General features: G+C 39.6%; 14 protein-coding genes. 2 read left to right on the plus strand and 12 right to left on the minus strand.

Annotated features, from left to right (window positions below; all coding sequences use genetic code 11):
- Positions 1-33: 33 nt before the first annotated feature.
- The 12 genes from BM086_RS08455 to BM086_RS08505 all read right to left on the minus strand — a co-directional run bounded on the left by BM086_RS08455 (position 34) and on the right by BM086_RS08505 (position 13,852).
- A complete protein-coding gene (locus tag BM086_RS08455; RefSeq protein ID WP_092325583.1) occupies positions 34-732 on the minus strand; it encodes a LytR/AlgR family response regulator transcription factor in 699 nt (232 codons plus the stop codon).
- Positions 733-743: 11 nt separating this feature from the next.
- Positions 744-1,526, minus strand: coding sequence for a DUF6033 family protein (locus BM086_RS08460; protein ID WP_242952154.1), 783 nt, complete (start codon positions 1,524-1,526; stop codon positions 744-746).
- 212 nt (positions 1,527-1,738) lie between these two features.
- Positions 1,739-4,711: a toll/interleukin-1 receptor domain-containing protein gene (locus BM086_RS08465; RefSeq protein ID WP_092325585.1), complete on the minus strand. Its 2,973-nt coding sequence runs from the start codon at positions 4,709-4,711 to the stop codon at positions 1,739-1,741.
- A gap of 43 nt (positions 4,712-4,754) precedes the next feature.
- Positions 4,755-5,414, minus strand: coding sequence for an NUDIX hydrolase (locus tag BM086_RS08470; RefSeq protein ID WP_092325586.1), 660 nt, complete (start codon positions 5,412-5,414; stop codon positions 4,755-4,757).
- 89 nt (positions 5,415-5,503) lie between these two features.
- Positions 5,504-6,307 carry an FRG domain-containing protein gene (locus tag BM086_RS08475; RefSeq protein ID WP_092325587.1) on the minus strand — a complete coding sequence of 268 codons (804 nt, stop codon included), beginning with the start codon at positions 6,305-6,307 and terminating at the stop codon, positions 5,504-5,506.
- A 204-nt stretch (positions 6,308-6,511) separates the two neighbouring features.
- Positions 6,512-7,315, minus strand: a complete 804-nt coding sequence (locus tag BM086_RS08480; RefSeq protein WP_092325588.1) for a hypothetical protein — start codon at positions 7,313-7,315, stop codon at positions 6,512-6,514.
- A gap of 148 nt (positions 7,316-7,463) precedes the next feature.
- Positions 7,464-9,056 (minus strand): ABC transporter substrate-binding protein, encoded by a 1,593-nt coding sequence (locus BM086_RS08485; protein WP_092325589.1) that lies wholly within the window; start codon positions 9,054-9,056, stop codon positions 7,464-7,466.
- Between the two features lie 22 nt (positions 9,057-9,078).
- Positions 9,079-9,951 carry a carbohydrate ABC transporter permease gene (locus BM086_RS08490; protein WP_092325590.1) on the minus strand — a complete coding sequence of 291 codons (873 nt, stop codon included), beginning with the start codon at positions 9,949-9,951 and terminating at the stop codon, positions 9,079-9,081.
- A 16-nt stretch (positions 9,952-9,967) separates the two neighbouring features.
- A complete protein-coding gene (locus BM086_RS08495; protein ID WP_092325591.1) occupies positions 9,968-10,858 on the minus strand; it encodes a carbohydrate ABC transporter permease in 891 nt (296 codons plus the stop codon).
- The gene (locus BM086_RS08500) at positions 10,855-11,949 is read right to left on the minus strand and encodes an ABC transporter ATP-binding protein (protein WP_092325592.1); all 1,095 of its coding nucleotides are present in this window, start codon (positions 11,947-11,949) and stop codon (positions 10,855-10,857) included. The genes BM086_RS08495 and BM086_RS08500 overlap by 4 nt, the downstream gene beginning before the upstream one ends.
- A 65-nt stretch (positions 11,950-12,014) precedes the next feature.
- Positions 12,015-12,185 (minus strand): DUF6472 family protein, encoded by a 171-nt coding sequence (locus BM086_RS20855; RefSeq protein ID WP_175560170.1) that lies wholly within the window; start codon positions 12,183-12,185, stop codon positions 12,015-12,017.
- Between the two features lie 62 nt (positions 12,186-12,247).
- Positions 12,248-13,852: an ASKHA domain-containing protein gene (locus BM086_RS08505; RefSeq protein ID WP_092325593.1), complete on the minus strand. Its 1,605-nt coding sequence runs from the start codon at positions 13,850-13,852 to the stop codon at positions 12,248-12,250.
- 155 nt (positions 13,853-14,007) lie between these two features.
- On the opposite strand from BM086_RS08505, the gene BM086_RS08510 reads away from it, so the two are divergent.
- Together BM086_RS08510 and BM086_RS08515 are read left to right on the plus strand one after the other, a co-directional pair.
- Positions 14,008-15,195, plus strand: coding sequence for an SPFH domain-containing protein (locus BM086_RS08510; RefSeq protein ID WP_092325594.1), 1,188 nt, complete (start codon positions 14,008-14,010; stop codon positions 15,193-15,195).
- 14 nt (positions 15,196-15,209) lie between these two features.
- Positions 15,210-16,271, plus strand: coding sequence for a hypothetical protein (locus BM086_RS08515; RefSeq protein ID WP_092325595.1), 1,062 nt, complete (start codon positions 15,210-15,212; stop codon positions 16,269-16,271).
- The last annotated feature ends 60 nt before the right edge of the window (positions 16,272-16,331 follow it).

The raw sequence follows: 16,331 nt of genomic DNA on the forward strand, positions 1-16,331 counted from the left end.
CGTCTAGAAAGAAACAATACCAATAAAGCTTTTTTAAAATGCATACTTCAAAACAAGTTCACTAAGCGCCCTGTATGTTCCTCTGGGAACCGCAAACTCTGTCCCATCCTCCATAGACAGGGTATCACTGTTGATTTTCAGAACCTTCTTTAGATTGATAACCGTCTTCATCCCCAAAGAATGAAAATAATCAGTGTTAATCTCATCCAAAAGCGCCTGCATAGTGCTTCTGACAAAAAAGCTCTTTTCATCCGTGACAATTCTCTTATAGTGATCATCGGACTGTATATAAACAATGTCATCGACAGGGATTTTGCTCACTTCTCCGCTCTCTCTTATGGTCAGAAAACGTATGTCTTCCTTCTTGCAGACTCTGTCCATGGCATCAAAAAATTCTTCTTCAAGAATAGGTTTTTCCAGATAATGAGCCGCATTGATTCTAAATGCTTCTTTGTAAAAAGCATTTGAAGACGTCATAAAAATAATCTCACCGGACTCATCACGTTTCCTTATTGATTCAGCAATCTCTATTCCATTTAATCTGTCTATATAAATATCAAGCAGATAAATGTCATAAGCATTTTTTTCTATTGCTTCCAAAAGATCTAAAGATGAATAAAAAACATCAACGCTCATCTCAATTCTGGAATGAGCGTCTCTATACTTTTCTAAAAGCTCTGCCGCCTCAGCAGCAGAGCTTTTTTCATCATCACATATCGCAACCTTGTACATACTGTGACCTTCTATCCTTTAATGTCAATCGACTGTCCGATCATCTTTTCTTCAGGCGTCTGAACACTATTAGTCCTAAGATTCATATTATACGCCTCAATCTTGGATTGCAACTCCTCAATGGAGTTGGCCATAATGATCTCAACATCATCATCGTTTTCGATATCATCCCAGTCCTTAACACCGGAACTCTTATCAGCATTCTTGTCTCTTAGCTTTTCAAGCCGCTCTTCCTGTGCTTCTTTCTTTTCAGCCTTCTTTGCCGCAGCTTTTTCAGCCTGTTTCTTGGCAGCTCTCTTAGCTGCAAGTTTTTCACTCATCTCCGCAGAAGATTTCTGCATAACCGCAAAGTAGGAGGCAGTTCCGTTATCATTGACCTGCATACCTATTGCCTTTACATTTCCCTGCTGCTCTGCCATGGACTTAAGAACAGGTATCTTAGCCTGGGCATTTGCTATAAGGCCTTCATACTTCGCTCTGAAATCTGCATCTGTAGCCATTCTCTCGATTTTTTCTTCATCAATGAGAACAACCATCTTATTTGCATTGCCAAAAGAACTTGCATGCTGCTTGGCATAGTCCTTCATATCCTTACTTACAAGAACAAAGTCCATATCGGAATATTTCTTTTTTAATTCCTCATAATACTTTGCTCCTTCATCGCTCAGTTTAGCCTTACCAATGGTCTTTCCATAACTAGTATTCTTAACAGTGCTGTCTTTAAAACCGGCATTTTTGATAGCCTCATAAGCGCTGCTGCTGTTATTGGCAGTTACTTCAGAAATATTACTCATGGTTCCCTCCATTTCTCAAGACAAAGGCCTTGTTTGCTTCCCTGCATCAGACAAATGCTTTCACGCCCTATTTAAGAAAAACTGATCATCTCAAAATTCTCTAATGACAACAATATGAAATTTTACACTTTATGGTTTCTCCATTCTCTATATCGGCAGAAAATTCTTATAGTTTAGACTAAACTGTAAAAAAATTGCAAAAATTTATTTTCTTAGTTTATCTTATATTTCAATCTCTGCTCATTTGTAAGAGTGGCATCGCCATATTTTTCTTTAAAGCCTTCAACAAGATCATCTAAGGTCTTAACCTTATAGCTATATACATCATTGTTATAACCACAGATAATTTCCTGTTTGCCCGGCAGATAAATTCTTCCGTATTCCAAGCTGTGAATAAATCCGTTGGAAGCAAGGTCTACCACATACATATCATAGCCGTTACGGAATGCATAACAGTTATTCTTTTCGTCGTAGTAACCGCTCTTAATATCATTTAGCTGTCCATCGGTGATCATTACGAATTCTTTTTTTGTAAGGTCGTAAATTTTAAAGTAAAGGTCATCTCCCTGTAAAAAGAGCTTGTCCCCGTCCGGTGAAAACTGAAGCAGGTTGTCATCCTTGCCAAAGTAAGGCAACTCATCGAGAATCTTCTTTGATTTGCTGTCCATAACTCTTAACACGCCATCAGTGCAGGCAACGGCAACACATGAATCATCAGGACTTATAACAATATTCTGTGCAAGATAGTCAATCAGAATATCCGTCATTTCTCCGGTATTAAGATCAATCTCAACACATCTTTTATTTGAATTATAGGCAAATGCCTTTGAGCAATCATTAGTAACGGCAGCAAAGTATATTACATCATCAATATTAAGCTGCTTAATGACTTTCTTTTCACTAAGATCAACAATCGCCAAATCTTTCATGTCATATGCGAGAATATGCTTTTTATCATCAGAAAGAGCATAATCAACGCTATAATCGATATCAAGTGCTTTCACGTTTTCCACAGTATTAGTTCTGACATCATAAAAATAGATACCCTTGAACGTATCAGTGAAAACAATCGTGTCATCATCAAGATAGAATGCATTCGGCATTGTTATATCTTCTAGTTTGCACTCATTAATTAATTCATCATTATCGGTGCCATAAACATCAATAATAGTGTATCCATCCTGTTCGTAGTCCCATCCGATGACACAGTATGTTGTCTCATCAGGACTTGCTATCATCGAATAAACTCTTTGCTCCGGCTCAGCAATCTCCTTAACAGATTCATCAGAAATAAGACTCATTACAGTAACTTCATTAGACCTGTAGCTTCTTGCCACAACATGAGCTGAATTAAGTCTCAGATCCAAAAGAGAATCTGCAACATCTATCGTCTGATCTTCATTGATGCGACCGGCAGTTCCATCAACCTGCCACAACTTTCCGTCAAAAGTTCCCACAAACACATACTTGGATGAAAGAGCTATAAGATATCTGTATATTTCATCAGGAAAAGAAACTGTTGTGGAAATCTCTCCCGTATAAAGATCAAGGTTATACAATCTTTTTCCGGTAGATACAAACACTTCTGAACATTTACCCTGTGCCCCCTCATATTCCCTTGCTCTTATTCGGGTATATCCGCTCTGCATTCCGGCATAAGGGCTCTCCACTTTCTGACTCCAGATGACTTCTCCGGTCTTATAATCTATTTTCCTGACATTGACAAAATAGTCTTTTACGCCAAGGATATCATCCTGATCTGCAGATGCCATAAGAAAATAGCCATCCGGTGAATAGAACATATCCAATACACTGTCTTTTTGTATAGCTATAGAATGACTCTCTCCATTTTTAAGATTAACAAATTCAATACTGCAGTTATCGCCAAACAGATCGTAGTGCTGAATTGCCAAATAGTCGCTATTATCACTAAAACACATCTTGCTTGTGCCTACATCATCTTCAGCTTCTTCGTATGTATAAGAAAGTGTTCCGCCCTTTGTTTCATAAATCTCTATCTTACTGCCGGTTGACACTGCAACATATTCATTTGCAGAATCAAATTGAGCATTATAGATATTATTTTCAAAGAACTTATCAAATACCTTATTTCCGTCCATTGAATAAGCTGTCAGATAATGGCTGGTTACAGCCACAAGATTCCCGTCACATTCCTGCAGCGCCACAACCTCTTCAACAGAACGTTCATAATAATCCGCATTTTTCTTAAAGAGAAGCTCTCCGGAATTAACGTCCCACCAATATATTGTTTCACCATTATCATAGCTTAGTAATCTGCTCCCATCAGAACTCATTTCAATAGATTTTACTGGAAGGTCATGACTAAGGAGCATGTCATGAACAAAGTCTTCCCCCTTTGAATATGAACCAAGCGCCTGCTCAAGAGCATACATTGAATCTGATACAAACGGCCTTTCAATTCCATTTACAGGAAGTCCTTCCATTGCAATAATTGCAGCGGTTTCTCTGTCTCCCTTTTCAAGTACATCAAGAGAAGTTGCAGCCAAAACCTTTGATTCATTGATAAGTTTTTGCTGATAGTTCTCATTTATTCTTTTTAAGTTATAGGCATTATACACACCAAAAGAAACACCAAGAACCGCTACAGCTGCCGCGATGGACATATTTCTTCGCATGATTCTTTCTTTGTGACGCTGCTTAAGATCATCATAATCGCAATGAATGATTGAAGCTGCAAGTCTTAACGTCTCTGATTTGATCTTTCTTTTTACTTCTTTTTTGGTTGTGCCCCTTACATCTGCTGCAAGAGGTTCTACAGGTTTTCCATTCTCATCAACGCAAAGCTGCAAAGGAAAAGACTCATCGGGTTCTCCCTCAACCAGTACGGCAAGCACATTCTGACGTCCATGTAAAGATATGAAAGTATCTATTTCCTTCATAACCCAGTAAGACTCTTTGGTCTTGGGTGAACATATTACTATCAAAAACTCTGATTCTCTGAGCGCCAGATCAATATTGTTGCCAAGGTCACTTCCGATAGGAAGCTCTTCCTGATCTCTGAAAACTCTGTTTATTTTCTTTCGTCCGGTCTCTTTTTGAATTCTCTTCGGGATCTTTGCTGTTTCAAGGGCTTTGTGAACACCCTTTGCCACAAACATATCCCTCTCTAGATGTCTGTAACTTATAAATGCATCATATTTCATAAAAACTACTCCTACCAACTAAACTGTTTTTCATACTGATTTTTTATTTCCACATATCGCTTACAAAGTACATAAGCGCTCCCCATGTATAAACGGAATAAAAATGTCCGTTATCATCTACTCCCTTTTTCAAAAGCTCTCTTGCCTTATCCTGCCCGATAAGCTCAAAGCCATTAAAGCACTCCTGCCCCTCAGCCCCATCCTGAGTAAGCTCATCAAGATTATCGAGATTAAGAACCACCAAAGCAAATGCGTTGCTTTCATCAGTCATCCCCGGTGTACTGAATAAAAGCGGATTTATCACAGATACTGAATCTCTCCCCTGATCAACTACGATTCCTGTTTCTTCATGTATCTCTCTTATCGCTGTTGTGGCAATGGGATTTTCTTCATCCTTATCAGATGGATCCATAAGTCCTGCCGGAACGCTAAGAAGAAACCTCCCTGCCGGATATCTGTACTCATATGATAAAAGAAGCTGCGGCTCTTTTCCCGGAAGATTTACTATAACCACGCAGCTTACAGCATCCGGAAGCATTGTCTTAAACTCTTCCTCACTCTTAACAGCCACCAGATTGTCAAGTGGCCTTCTTGTTGCGTCAAAATAATGCGCTCCCTCCTTATAATGAAGGTCAAAAACTCTTATGAACTTCTTATCAAGAATTGTCTCAACGTTTTCTTTTGAAATGTTATAACCCTGCATTTTCTCCTCCTGTTATTGTTCTCGCTCCACAAGCAACAATCTCTTAAAAGTTGTCCCACGAAACCTATTTGTAACTAGCTTTAATTTATTCATTTGACATAATAGTGTCTGGCTATCCACTTGGAGAGTCCTTCCAATCCCGGGTATACGATTCTCTCACTCATATTGAGCTGATCAAGCATATCCCTTACTCTCCAACGCAAATTCTTGTCAATCACATATTTCACGGTATCCTCAGTATTTCTGTCAAGGAAGCCTTCGATATCCTCTATTCCCATCGGCACTACCGCAAAAAATGAGTGCTGATTGATTATTCTCTGATTAAGTGAGGGTGGTTCTATTATTACCATCGATGAATCGCCCATATCAGCGTCATACTGTTTTAAACTGTTTCCTGTGAGTTCTTTTAACATATCCACCGTAAAAATAGTAGAATGTTTCTTATTCACAGCATACTTGTAGGGTTCAGGAAGATGATCTACCATCTCCGACATATTGATGCGCCACACCATGCAGTCGTGCTTGTCCATCTCCTCCAGGTTTTCCTCAGTCATGGCAAAATTAAGTCCAACAAGCGCAGACTGTGTCCAGTCAAGAAGTCTTGTGGGAAGCCCATAATGCTGCCCAAGTATCATCTGTCTCCAAACAGAATGTCCGATAGAAGGCTCATCATTTATGGCATATTTTGCAAAATTCTCTAGAATCGCAGGTTCCAGATGTTTTTGTCTTCCCTTACAGTTTCTGCTAAGACTTGTAAACATCTTAAATGAAGCATCCTGCATCCCTCTATAAACATAAGGGCTTCTGTTTCTGTCAAGGTCGGCTCTGTATTCCTGCTCTGTCAAAAGAGGAAGGAGCTCTTCCAAAGTATCGATGTGAACTTCCTTTATCATAAAACAATCCTCACGCTATAAATCCAGCCGTTAATGTGGCCAATCTTATCTTTTATCTTATCATCATCATATAATACCATATCACTAAAATAAATACGAAGAAAATAGAGTTACCCCCGTCACTTCCGCTGAAAAAAACATTGACAAAAATAGGCACCAACCCTTCAGGATTGATGCCCATTTAAAAAATTCATATTTTGCTGATTACTTTACAGTAACCTTTGTGATGTGTGGGTTGGCGCCCTCATACCAGTAAAGGAAGCCCTCTACATCAACTGTCTGGCCAGCCTCAAGTCCACCAACAAGATTGTAGAGCTCTTCATCTGAACCATTTAAGTAATACTCAAGGCAGAACTCATAGTTGTTTCCGTCCTTAGAAAGTGTTACATAGATATCATCACCAGGCTGCTCGTTCTTGTATGCAACCTTCTCAACTGTCATATCTTTGAAAGATACAAGCTGGTTCTGGCTGTCAACAAGTTCATCCTTGCCAAGAAGATCTGTAACGTCCTTAGCTGTTGCTACGAAATTACCATCTTCGATCTCGAATGTAGCATCAACGATCTCAACTTCTCCTGACCACTCAGACTTAACACCTGAAACCTTGATCTTTGTTCCAGGAACAAGCTTGTCATAATCTTCCTGTGAGCAAGGCATTTCATAGATGAAATAAGCGCCTTCTTCATTCTGTGTGTAGAATGTAGCCTTATCTTCCCACCATGACTGCTTAGCCTGTACATAAGTTTCAACTACTACCTCAGAATCAAGCTCTGCAGCTGTAAAATCAGCGTATGACATTACGTCTCCGGCTGCTTCTGCAGTCTCTTCTGTGCTAGCCTCAGCAGCTGTTTCTTCAACAGTAGCTGCAGCTTCTGCTTCCTCTGTAACAACTTCAGCAGGTGTCTCTGCAACTGTTGTCTCAGCTGTAGCACTCTCTTCCTTACTTCCGCATCCTACGAATGAGAGAGCAAGTCCCATTGTCAGTACAATTGCCAATGTCTTCTTCATAATATTTCCTCCTGTTGTGTGCGATTGAAATCATCATTTCAATCCAAATGCGACATCCAAGCTCTCAGTTGACTGATAAAAGCTTAAAATGTCAAACAATGTATGCAAACAATGCAATTATACTAGTTATGTTTCCAAATTACAAATATTAATTTTTATTTTTCTCTTTTATTTTCTCAAATGCAACATATATTCCTATCAATACCCAGGTGATAACAAGCATGCATAAGAGTATTACCGAAGGAAGTGGCAGTGGTCCAAGGTCATTTTTTCCCTGTCCTATCCCTGTGCCCTGCTGGTCAAGATGGTAAAGCGCCTGCACATCTTTATATAAAGCATCGATAAATGCATCATCCACCGTCTTTTTTCTTCTTACAGCCTTGGTGACATTCTCTATCATCTGTCCCGCTGCATCCCTTACTGAAGCCGATCCGTTAAATACAGGCGTTATAAAAGTATTTTCCGTATTATCCATCAAAAGTTTTGCTGCTTTTATCTTTACTTCATAATGTGTATCAGTATCCGTGCCCTCTTTTTCAAGGTAATCCTGATACTCCTCTGCTCTCTGCGCTTTGGTTGTTACAGGAACATACCCTTCTGTCTCTGAATACGCTATCTGAACTTCATTAGTCAAAAGATATTGAGCAAATATCCACGATGCCAGAACTTCCTGTGAATCACTTTTATTAAACACGCAGATTGAAGGCCCCTGAGATATCATCTTGGGATGCTCTGTATCATATTGAGGTATGGGCATTACTTCGGTCTCAAATTTCACAAGCTTTTCTTCTGCGATATCAACAAGAGGCGCATCACTTCCCATCCAGGTTGCGCCTGCAGTTGAATCAATTGCAAAAATGCACTGCCCTGCATTTAGAAAGTTTGCCGGATATCCTGAAATCTTAAATGTGGAAAAAGCTCCTTCTTTTGTGTACTGTGCAACAGTCTTTAAGATTTTTCTTGTATCATCATTGAATAAAAGAGCATTTCCTTCACTATCTGAGTATCCTGCCCCCAGCTGTTTAAGGGACTGAATCATCATATTATCTGTAGACTTGTAAATAAAAGGAATAAGCACATTCTGGCCGTTCACTTTAAATGTGCCATCCGCATTTTTCTCCATTGCTTTTTCTGAAACCTGCCATATAAAGTCCCAGGTAAGAGTTTCAGGCAGAGTAAACCCAAGCTTTTCAACATAAGTCTTATTGATATAGCAGGCCTCTGTAGATCTCATGTAGGGAATTGCATAATGCTTATCCCCAATAACACACTCATCAAGAAACTGCGGAACAACTTCAGAAACTGAAGGAGAATCAAATTTAAGCTCACTTCCTCCAAGTCCGTATTTCTCGCTGGCAAAAAGATCATCCAGTGGCACCACAGTATCATTTCCCGTGAGGTATGTTGCTATATGATCCGGATAGGTTATGCACACATTTGGCGTAGTTCCTGTGGATATATTAGTAATAACATCGTTGTAGATCTTGCCGTAATCCGTATACAGTCTCATATTGACCGTAATATTGGGATACAGCTTTTGAAAATCCTCAATTGCCTTATTATAAATAGCTGTCTGCACAACATTAGTATCATTTTTTGCCCAAAAAGAAATCTCAACTTTTTTAGACTCATCAAAGTTCTCAGGGATATCAAAGCCCTTTGACTGCTTAGCTCCATGACAACCGCTCAAACTTCCGATAATAAATATCATGCAAAAAAAGCTTATAAAAACTTTTTTCATCCTCTCCAAAGTCTCCTTATCGTTATCCTTTTGTGCCGCCTCTTGCCACACCTTCCATTATCTTGTGTCTGAATATCAGAAACAGAGCAACAAGCGGAACTGAAATAACCACAACAGCAGCCATCATGGCCGGTACGTTTTCTCGTCCAAAACCGTTTTCTCTTATCTCCTGAATACCGTTGGAGACCAGGAAATAATTCTGATCATCAGTGATAAGTCTTGGCCAAACATACGAGTTCCAGCACTCTATAACCTTAAGAATTGTTATTGTAACAATAGTTGGTTTTGAGATAGGCAGCATAACCCTCATCAGATATCTAAAATCAGAAGTTCCGTCTACTTTAGCTGCCTTATAGAGTTCTTCCGGAATCTGCTCGAAATTTTCTTTTAACAGATAAATATAAAAAACTGATGTCACTGAAGGGAGGATAAGTCCCATAAAAGTATTTCGAAGGTCCAGATTTGTGATAGTCACATAATTTGTGATGATGACCAACTCATTAGGAATCATCATTAGAGAAAGAAAAAGTGAAAACACAATATCTTTTCCCTTAAAATCAAGTCTTGCAAAGGCAAACGCCGATAGTACAACAACTACCATCATAAGAAGCGTTGTCACAACAGTAAAAATAAAAGTGTTGATAAAGTATTTTGCAAGCGGAACAGCAGTAAATGCCGTTGCATAATTCTGAATGGTAGGGCTTAAAGTAAAGAACTTTGGTACATACTCTGAGTTGTAAGAACCATAGCTTTTTACCGATGTAAGTATCATCCAGTAAAACGGAAACAGCACTATTATCGCCCATAAGGAAAGGAGAAAATAAACCAATACTTTCCTTGATTTTTCTTTTATATTATCCTGAATTTCCAGTTTCTTATTTGTACTCTCGTTCATTAGTAAAAATCCCCTATTACTGATAATAAACAGTCTTTTTGCTGACCATAAGATTTATGGTAGTTATAGTAAATACTATTGCAAAAAGGATAAGCGCTGCAGCAGAAGCATATGATGGATATCCACCGCTGTTTCCATAGAGCATGTCATACACATAACCAACTATCGTATTCATTCCCGCAGCGTTAAGGTCAGTTCCAAAAAGGGCAACCTCATCACTGTACGCCTTAAATGCTCCGATGAATCCTGTTATCACAAGGTAGAAGACCATTGGCGATATCATAGGGAGTGTTATTTTATAAAAAATTCTCCACTTTGGAGTATCATCGACGATTGCAGCCTTGTAATACATTGGATTAACTGATGCAAGCGCACTTGTCAGAATGAGTATCTTAAAAGGCATTACTATCCATATTGTATAAAAACACATTACAAACATCTTTGCAGGATATGGTCCATCGATAAAATCCACGGACGGTCCCCCGAAAAGCTGTATCAAAAGCGACACCAGACCGTCAGAATAGGCAGTTTTCTTAAAAAGGATCATGAAGACAAGACCAACGGCCAGCGTATTAGTTACATATGGAAGGAAATATACTGTCTGAAAGAAATCCCTAAGAACCTTGATAGAGCTTAATTCAAGGGATATCAAAAGAGCTATGCCTGTAGAAAGAGGCACCGTTATTATTACGATTATGAATGTATTCTTAAGTGCCTGTATAAAATACGGGTCATGAAGAACATAGGAATAATTGTATAATCCAGTTCCCTGATAGGACTGGGAAGCAAAATTATAACCTTCCTCAAGAGAATATATAAATACGTCCACAAGAGGATATACCATGAATATCCCCAGGAACAGAATTGCCGGCAAAAGGCACAGCCAGGCTGTCACATTCTTTTTCATAGTCTTATCCTCTCATTTGTGATTCCGTCAAAAACTCTGACTTTATGCGGTTTTAATCTAAATCTAACCTTGCGGTTTTTCCCGTCAAACACTTCTTCAGACGGAATAATGGCTCTTATGTTCTCTCCCACAAAGGAAGGATGTGAAGCTATGAAACTTGTGTCTCTTCCCATTACTTCTCTTGCGATAAAGTCACATTCAAGGCTTCCATTATCATCTATCACAAAGCCTTCAGGTCTTACAGCGACAAAAACATCTTTATCGGCTATGCCCTTTGCATCCATTACTGCTGCATCGCCAATAAATACCTTTTCTCCGCTGATTTTCCCTTTGAATACATTTATCTGAGGTGTTCCAAGGAAACTTGCAACAAAAAGATTTTCCGGCTCATCATAGATATCCTGAGGCTTACCCTTTTGCTGCAGAACACCGTCTTTCATTACAACGATCATGTCGGAAATGCTCATGGCTTCTTCCTGGTCATGGGTAACAAAAACAGTCGTGATTCCTGTCTCCAATTGTATACGCTTTAACTCTTCTCTTGTCTGAAGTCTAAGTCTTGCATCCAGATTGGATAAAGGCTCATCAAGAAGAAGCACCTGAGGTCTTTTAACAAGCGCTCTTGCTATAGCAACTCTCTGCTGCTGCCCACCGGACATTTCATTAGGCTTTCTGTCAAGGAGTTCCTGAATCTGCACAAGCTTTGCTGCTTCCAAAACCTTCTCTTCCATCACTTCTTTAGAAAGCTTCTTATCACCGCGAAGATTCTCAAGTGGAAATCTGATATTCTCTCGCACAGTAAGATGCGGATACAGAGCATAATTCTGAAATACAAGTCCAACTCCTCTATGCTCAGGTGACAGATCCGTCACGTCGACATCACCAAAGAAAATGCGGCCACTTGTTGGCTTTTCAAGACCGCAGATCAGATTAAGCGCAGTAGATTTTCCACATCCTGACGGTCCCAATAGACCTATTAATTTACCGTCCGGAATCTCAAAGTCAAAATCATTAACTGCGATAACGTCTTCCTTAATCTTTTTATTTCTGTTTGGAAAACGTTTAGTCAAATGCTGCAATACTATTTTCATACTCTCTCCCATGCCCTTGCGGCGTCCTAAGGCTCGAAACCTGCCTTCCACGCTGCGCTTATTTTTTACATCTGATGCCTTACAACCTTATATTCATCATTATCCTGATAATATGGACACTCTTTCTTTTTAGAAGACAAAAGTCTCCAGTACTCGTCCTCATCCATGTTCACCATGCAGGTGTAACATTCCCAGTCTTCATCATAAACATAGTTTGCACATGTATCACAGATCATCAACTACCTCCAATGGAAAATGATTCTTGAATAATTCAATCATTTTCCCTATAAATAATACATCAAAAATTCATAGCTTCCACATACTTTTCATCAAAACTATCATTTTCAGCAAGTATTATTTCTTTTGCGCAGGAAATTATGTTTTCAATGCTTTTGGTTTCTTTTGCCTTGCTATCCTCTCCATCAAGACATTTTCCCAGAAATTCATAAGCTCCTCTTAGCGCTGAATTGCCCACTGTTTCGCAATTTTCAAGCAAATCATCATTTAATAACTTAAGATATTTTATTTTATCTTTATCTAAATGCGTGCCGAATCCGCCTGCGATAAGAATCTCACTTACTTTCTCGCCTTTTACAAGTTCATTTGCTCCTGCGTTTATGGCTGCCTTTGCAAGCTGAACATTTCTTATATCGTTCTGAGTAAGCTTTATTTCCGGATTATCATCACATAGCGCAAATCCACTGTCAAAGTATTTATAAGTCAAAAGACCTGTCTTATCAACAATTTCATTTCTGACAAGTTCAGATACCGCTTCAAGCACACCTGTCCCGCATACTCCAACCGCCTTCCTGTTTCCTATTGTTTCGCTCCTGACCTTAAATTCTTCGCATTCTTTTTCAATCTTCAAGTGACATATAGCACCATTTATGGAAGGAACTCCGCAGCTTATGCCGCCTGCCTCAAACACAGGTCCTGCTGCCGTTGAGGTCACATATATTTTTTCCCCGTCGCAAAAAGCCATCTCGCCATTAGTTCCAAGGTCAATAAAGAGTTTCTTTTTCCCGTCAAAAGGATACATAAACGCATAAATCCCGGCAACAATATCTGCTCCAACAAAAGCTGATATTCCCGGCATGATAACCGTTTCAACATCATCCATAGTTTTAGGAAGGAAAGACATCTTCTCCCCAATAACCTCTTTTAACACAAGCCACTCAAAGGATATATTCCATGGTTTATAGGGGTATCGCCCAAGCGGCGATGTGTCATAGTTTCTGAGAAGATGAAGCATTGTCGTATTTCCGGTGATACATATAAGATTGACTGCTTCTATATTATTCTTTTCGATCAGTTCATTTATTAACACTGCCAAATCTTCTCTTATGCTATCGCAAAGTCTTTTTCTCCCTGCTTCATCACTGGCATAGCTTATCCTGGAAATAACATCAGTACCGAATTTTCTTTGATGATTTATCCCGCTTACCGTATCTATCAAAACCGATTTTCCATCATATAGTTTTCCCAAAAGCGCCATTGCTATTGTTGTCGTTCCTATATCAATAGCAATCCCGTAGGATAAGATCTCGTCATCATCATCAGGCTTATCCCCCACAGGCAGCGTCTCAGCCTCAATTTCCTTATCCAACAAAACATCTTCAAGCCTGATCTCACAGTCCTCTCGCAGGATACACCTGCAGGCAAGCCTTTTTCCCTGTTCAAGCTCATCTTTTGTCAAAAACTTAAGATCATAAGAATTCGGAACTGGCGCGCCTTTAATGAATTTGACCATGCATTTTCCGCAACGGGCAAGCCCTCCGCAGGGAAAAGAAACATATACCCCTGAGGAAACAAGGCTTTCTTTTAATATTTTCCCTGCTCTGGCATATAAAATTGTCGTTTTTCTTCCTATGTGAATAGTTATTTCCAGATTATTATTTTTCATACTTGTAATAATACACTAAATACGGCAAATCTTCACAAAAATAGTGCATTTTTTCGACAAATGTGCGAAAATATAATTGCGTTTTCCTTTGCAAAACAAGGACGAAAAAAGTGTATTAATCCTAATATTATGGGAGTGTATGAAAGGAGATAGTTATGGGTCTTTTACAGGCAGCTCTTGTAGCTGGCGGCAGTGTTTTGTCTGACCAGTGGCGAGATTATTTTTATTGTCCGGCGCTTTCAAGCGATGTTCTTCTTACAAAAGGTGTTAAGAAGGCCGGAAAAGGTAACGAAAACATTATTTCAAACGGTTCGATCATCGCTGTAAACGAAGGACAGTGTATGATTTTGGTTGACCAGGGACAGATTACTGAAATCTGCGCAGAGGCAGGAGAATTTGTTTATGATGTTTCCACTGAGCCATCAATCTTCTATGGCAATCTCGGTGAGAACATCGTAGCTTCTTTCAAAGAATTTGCTAAGAGAGTTGGCTTTGGCGGACAGGCTGCCAAGGATCAGAGAGTTTACTTTATAAATACAAAAGAAATTCTCGGAAATAAATATGGCACAGTTAACCCTGTTCCATTCCGCGTTGTTGATAACAACATCGGTCTTGATATGGATGTAAGCCTTAAGTGCCATGGTGAATACAGCTACCGCGTAGTTGATCCTATTCTTTTCTACAAGAATATCTGCGGAAACATTGAAGGCGAATTCAAGAGAGAACGTATTGAGTCTCAGCTTAAGAGTGAGCTCTTAACTGCTCTTCAGCCAGCATTTGCAAAGATTTCAGAAATGGGCATCAGATATAGTTCTCTTCCCGGACATACTACTGAGATTGCTGATGCACTCAACGAAGTTTTATCAAAGAAATGGAATGATTTCTACGGAATCAAGATATCAAGCTTTGGCGTAAGCTCAGTTACAGCATCTGAAGAAGATGAAAAGACAATCAAAGAGCTTCAGAGAGCCGGAGCTTTGAGAAATCCTAATATGGCAGCTGCAACTATCGCAAGCGCTCAGGCTCAGGCTATGCAGGACGCTGCCAAGAATACAGCAACAGGTCCTATGATGGCATTTGCAGGAATGAATATGGCACAGCAGGCCGGTGGAATGAACGCTTCAAATCTCTTCCAGATGGGTGCTCAGCAGCAGGCTCAGGCTACTCCTATGCAGGCTCCTACTGCAGCAGGCTGGACATGCTCATGTGGCACTGCCAACAACGGTAATTTCTGCACTAACTGTGGTCAGCCAAGACCTGCAGCAAACTGGACATGCTCATGCGGAGCTGTTAACAGCGGAAACTTCTGCACTAACTGCGGCTCACCAAGACAAAATGCATAATCTAAGAGGAATTTATGGCTTTACATGAATATGAATGCCCCGCCTGCGGCGGGGCAATGGAATTTAATCCCAAAACGCAAAAGATCAAATGTCCTTATTGTGACTCTGAATTTGACGTCAAGGATTATGTTGCCAATCATAACTCAAACAGTACCGGAACGCCTGCCGGAGAAACTTCATCACAGACCACCACAGAAGATAATCAGCCGCTTTATGTTTACAAGTGCGGCTCCTGCGCAGGAGAAATCCTCGCCACAGAATCTCTTGGTTCGATGAAATGTCCTTTCTGCAGCAACAATGTTGTTGTCAGTGAGAAATTCACCGGTGAGTTCAAGCCTGATTTCATAATTCCCTTTAAACACACTAAGGACGATGCCGAGAAAACCTACAGGAATTTTGTAAAATCCAAAAAACTTGTTCCCAAAGTCTTTCTTGACGAAAACCATATTGATGAGATTAAAGGGGTCTATGTTCCATTTTGGCTTTTTAATGCTACCGAAAGCTTTTCCGGAACTTACGAAGGAACCAAGGTAAGAACCTGGTCAGACAGCAAATACATCTACACTGAGACCAAGTATTATGATGTTCAAAGAGTCGGTACAGAAGATTTTGAAAATGTGCCTGTCGATGGCTCTAAGGAAATGCCGGATGATCTTATGGAATCCCTTGAACCCTTCGACAAGAGCGCAATGGTTCCTTTTAACATGGGATACCTTGCAGGTTTTTTGGCAAATAAATATAACGTTGATGCATCAAATTCAAGACAACGGGCAATTGACCGAATGAAAGCATCTGTAGTCGATGATTTTAAGGATACGATAAAGGGCTACTCCTCACTTAGAAAGATCAGTGAAAATGTCGCAACCCGCTCATCAGCCTACAAATATGCGCTGTATCCGGTCTATGTGCTCAACACAACCTGGAAAGAGAAAAACTATCTTTTTGCCATGAATGGTCAGACAGGTAAATTTGTTGGCAACCTTCCTTGCAGCAAATCCCGGGCAATGGCATATTATTTCCCGATTGCGGGCGTAATATCACTGATCTCGTTTTTGGTATATTTCTTTTTCCTTTGATTAGAATGAATCAATAAATACAATATTACAGGTTAATTAAACATCCATGAATATATTTTT

Source organism: Butyrivibrio sp. YAB3001 (genome assembly GCF_900112195.1).
Taxonomy (GTDB): Bacteria; Bacillota; Clostridia; order Lachnospirales; family Lachnospiraceae; genus Butyrivibrio.

Excerpts from the sequence above, each read along its gene's own strand:
- BM086_RS08455 (WP_092325583.1), bottom strand. The coding sequence starts at position 732 with ATGTACAAGGTTGCGATATGTGATGATGAAAAAAGCTCTGCTGCTGAG.
- BM086_RS08460 (WP_242952154.1), bottom strand. The coding sequence starts at position 1,526 with ATGAGTAATATTTCTGAAGTAACTGCCAATAACAGCAGCAGCGCTTAT.
- BM086_RS08465 (WP_092325585.1), bottom strand. The coding sequence starts at position 4,711 with ATGAAATATGATGCATTTATAAGTTACAGACATCTAGAGAGGGATATG.
- BM086_RS08470 (WP_092325586.1), bottom strand. The coding sequence starts at position 5,414 with ATGCAGGGTTATAACATTTCAAAAGAAAACGTTGAGACAATTCTTGAT.
- BM086_RS08475 (WP_092325587.1), bottom strand. The coding sequence starts at position 6,307 with ATGATAAAGGAAGTTCACATCGATACTTTGGAAGAGCTCCTTCCTCTT.
- BM086_RS08480 (WP_092325588.1), bottom strand. The coding sequence starts at position 7,315 with ATGAAGAAGACATTGGCAATTGTACTGACAATGGGACTTGCTCTCTCA.
- BM086_RS08485 (WP_092325589.1), bottom strand. The coding sequence starts at position 9,056 with ATGAAAAAAGTTTTTATAAGCTTTTTTTGCATGATATTTATTATCGGA.
- BM086_RS08490 (WP_092325590.1), bottom strand. The coding sequence starts at position 9,951 with ATGAACGAGAGTACAAATAAGAAACTGGAAATTCAGGATAATATAAAA.
- BM086_RS08495 (WP_092325591.1), bottom strand. The coding sequence starts at position 10,858 with ATGAAAAAGAATGTGACAGCCTGGCTGTGCCTTTTGCCGGCAATTCTG.
- BM086_RS08500 (WP_092325592.1), bottom strand. The coding sequence starts at position 11,949 with ATGAAAATAGTATTGCAGCATTTGACTAAACGTTTTCCAAACAGAAAT.
- BM086_RS20855 (WP_175560170.1), bottom strand. The coding sequence starts at position 12,185 with ATGATCTGTGATACATGTGCAAACTATGTTTATGATGAAGACTGGGAA.
- BM086_RS08505 (WP_092325593.1), bottom strand. The coding sequence starts at position 13,852 with ATGAAAAATAATAATCTGGAAATAACTATTCACATAGGAAGAAAAACG.
- BM086_RS08510 (WP_092325594.1), top strand. The coding sequence starts at position 14,008 with ATGGGTCTTTTACAGGCAGCTCTTGTAGCTGGCGGCAGTGTTTTGTCT.
- BM086_RS08515 (WP_092325595.1), top strand. The coding sequence starts at position 15,210 with ATGGCTTTACATGAATATGAATGCCCCGCCTGCGGCGGGGCAATGGAA.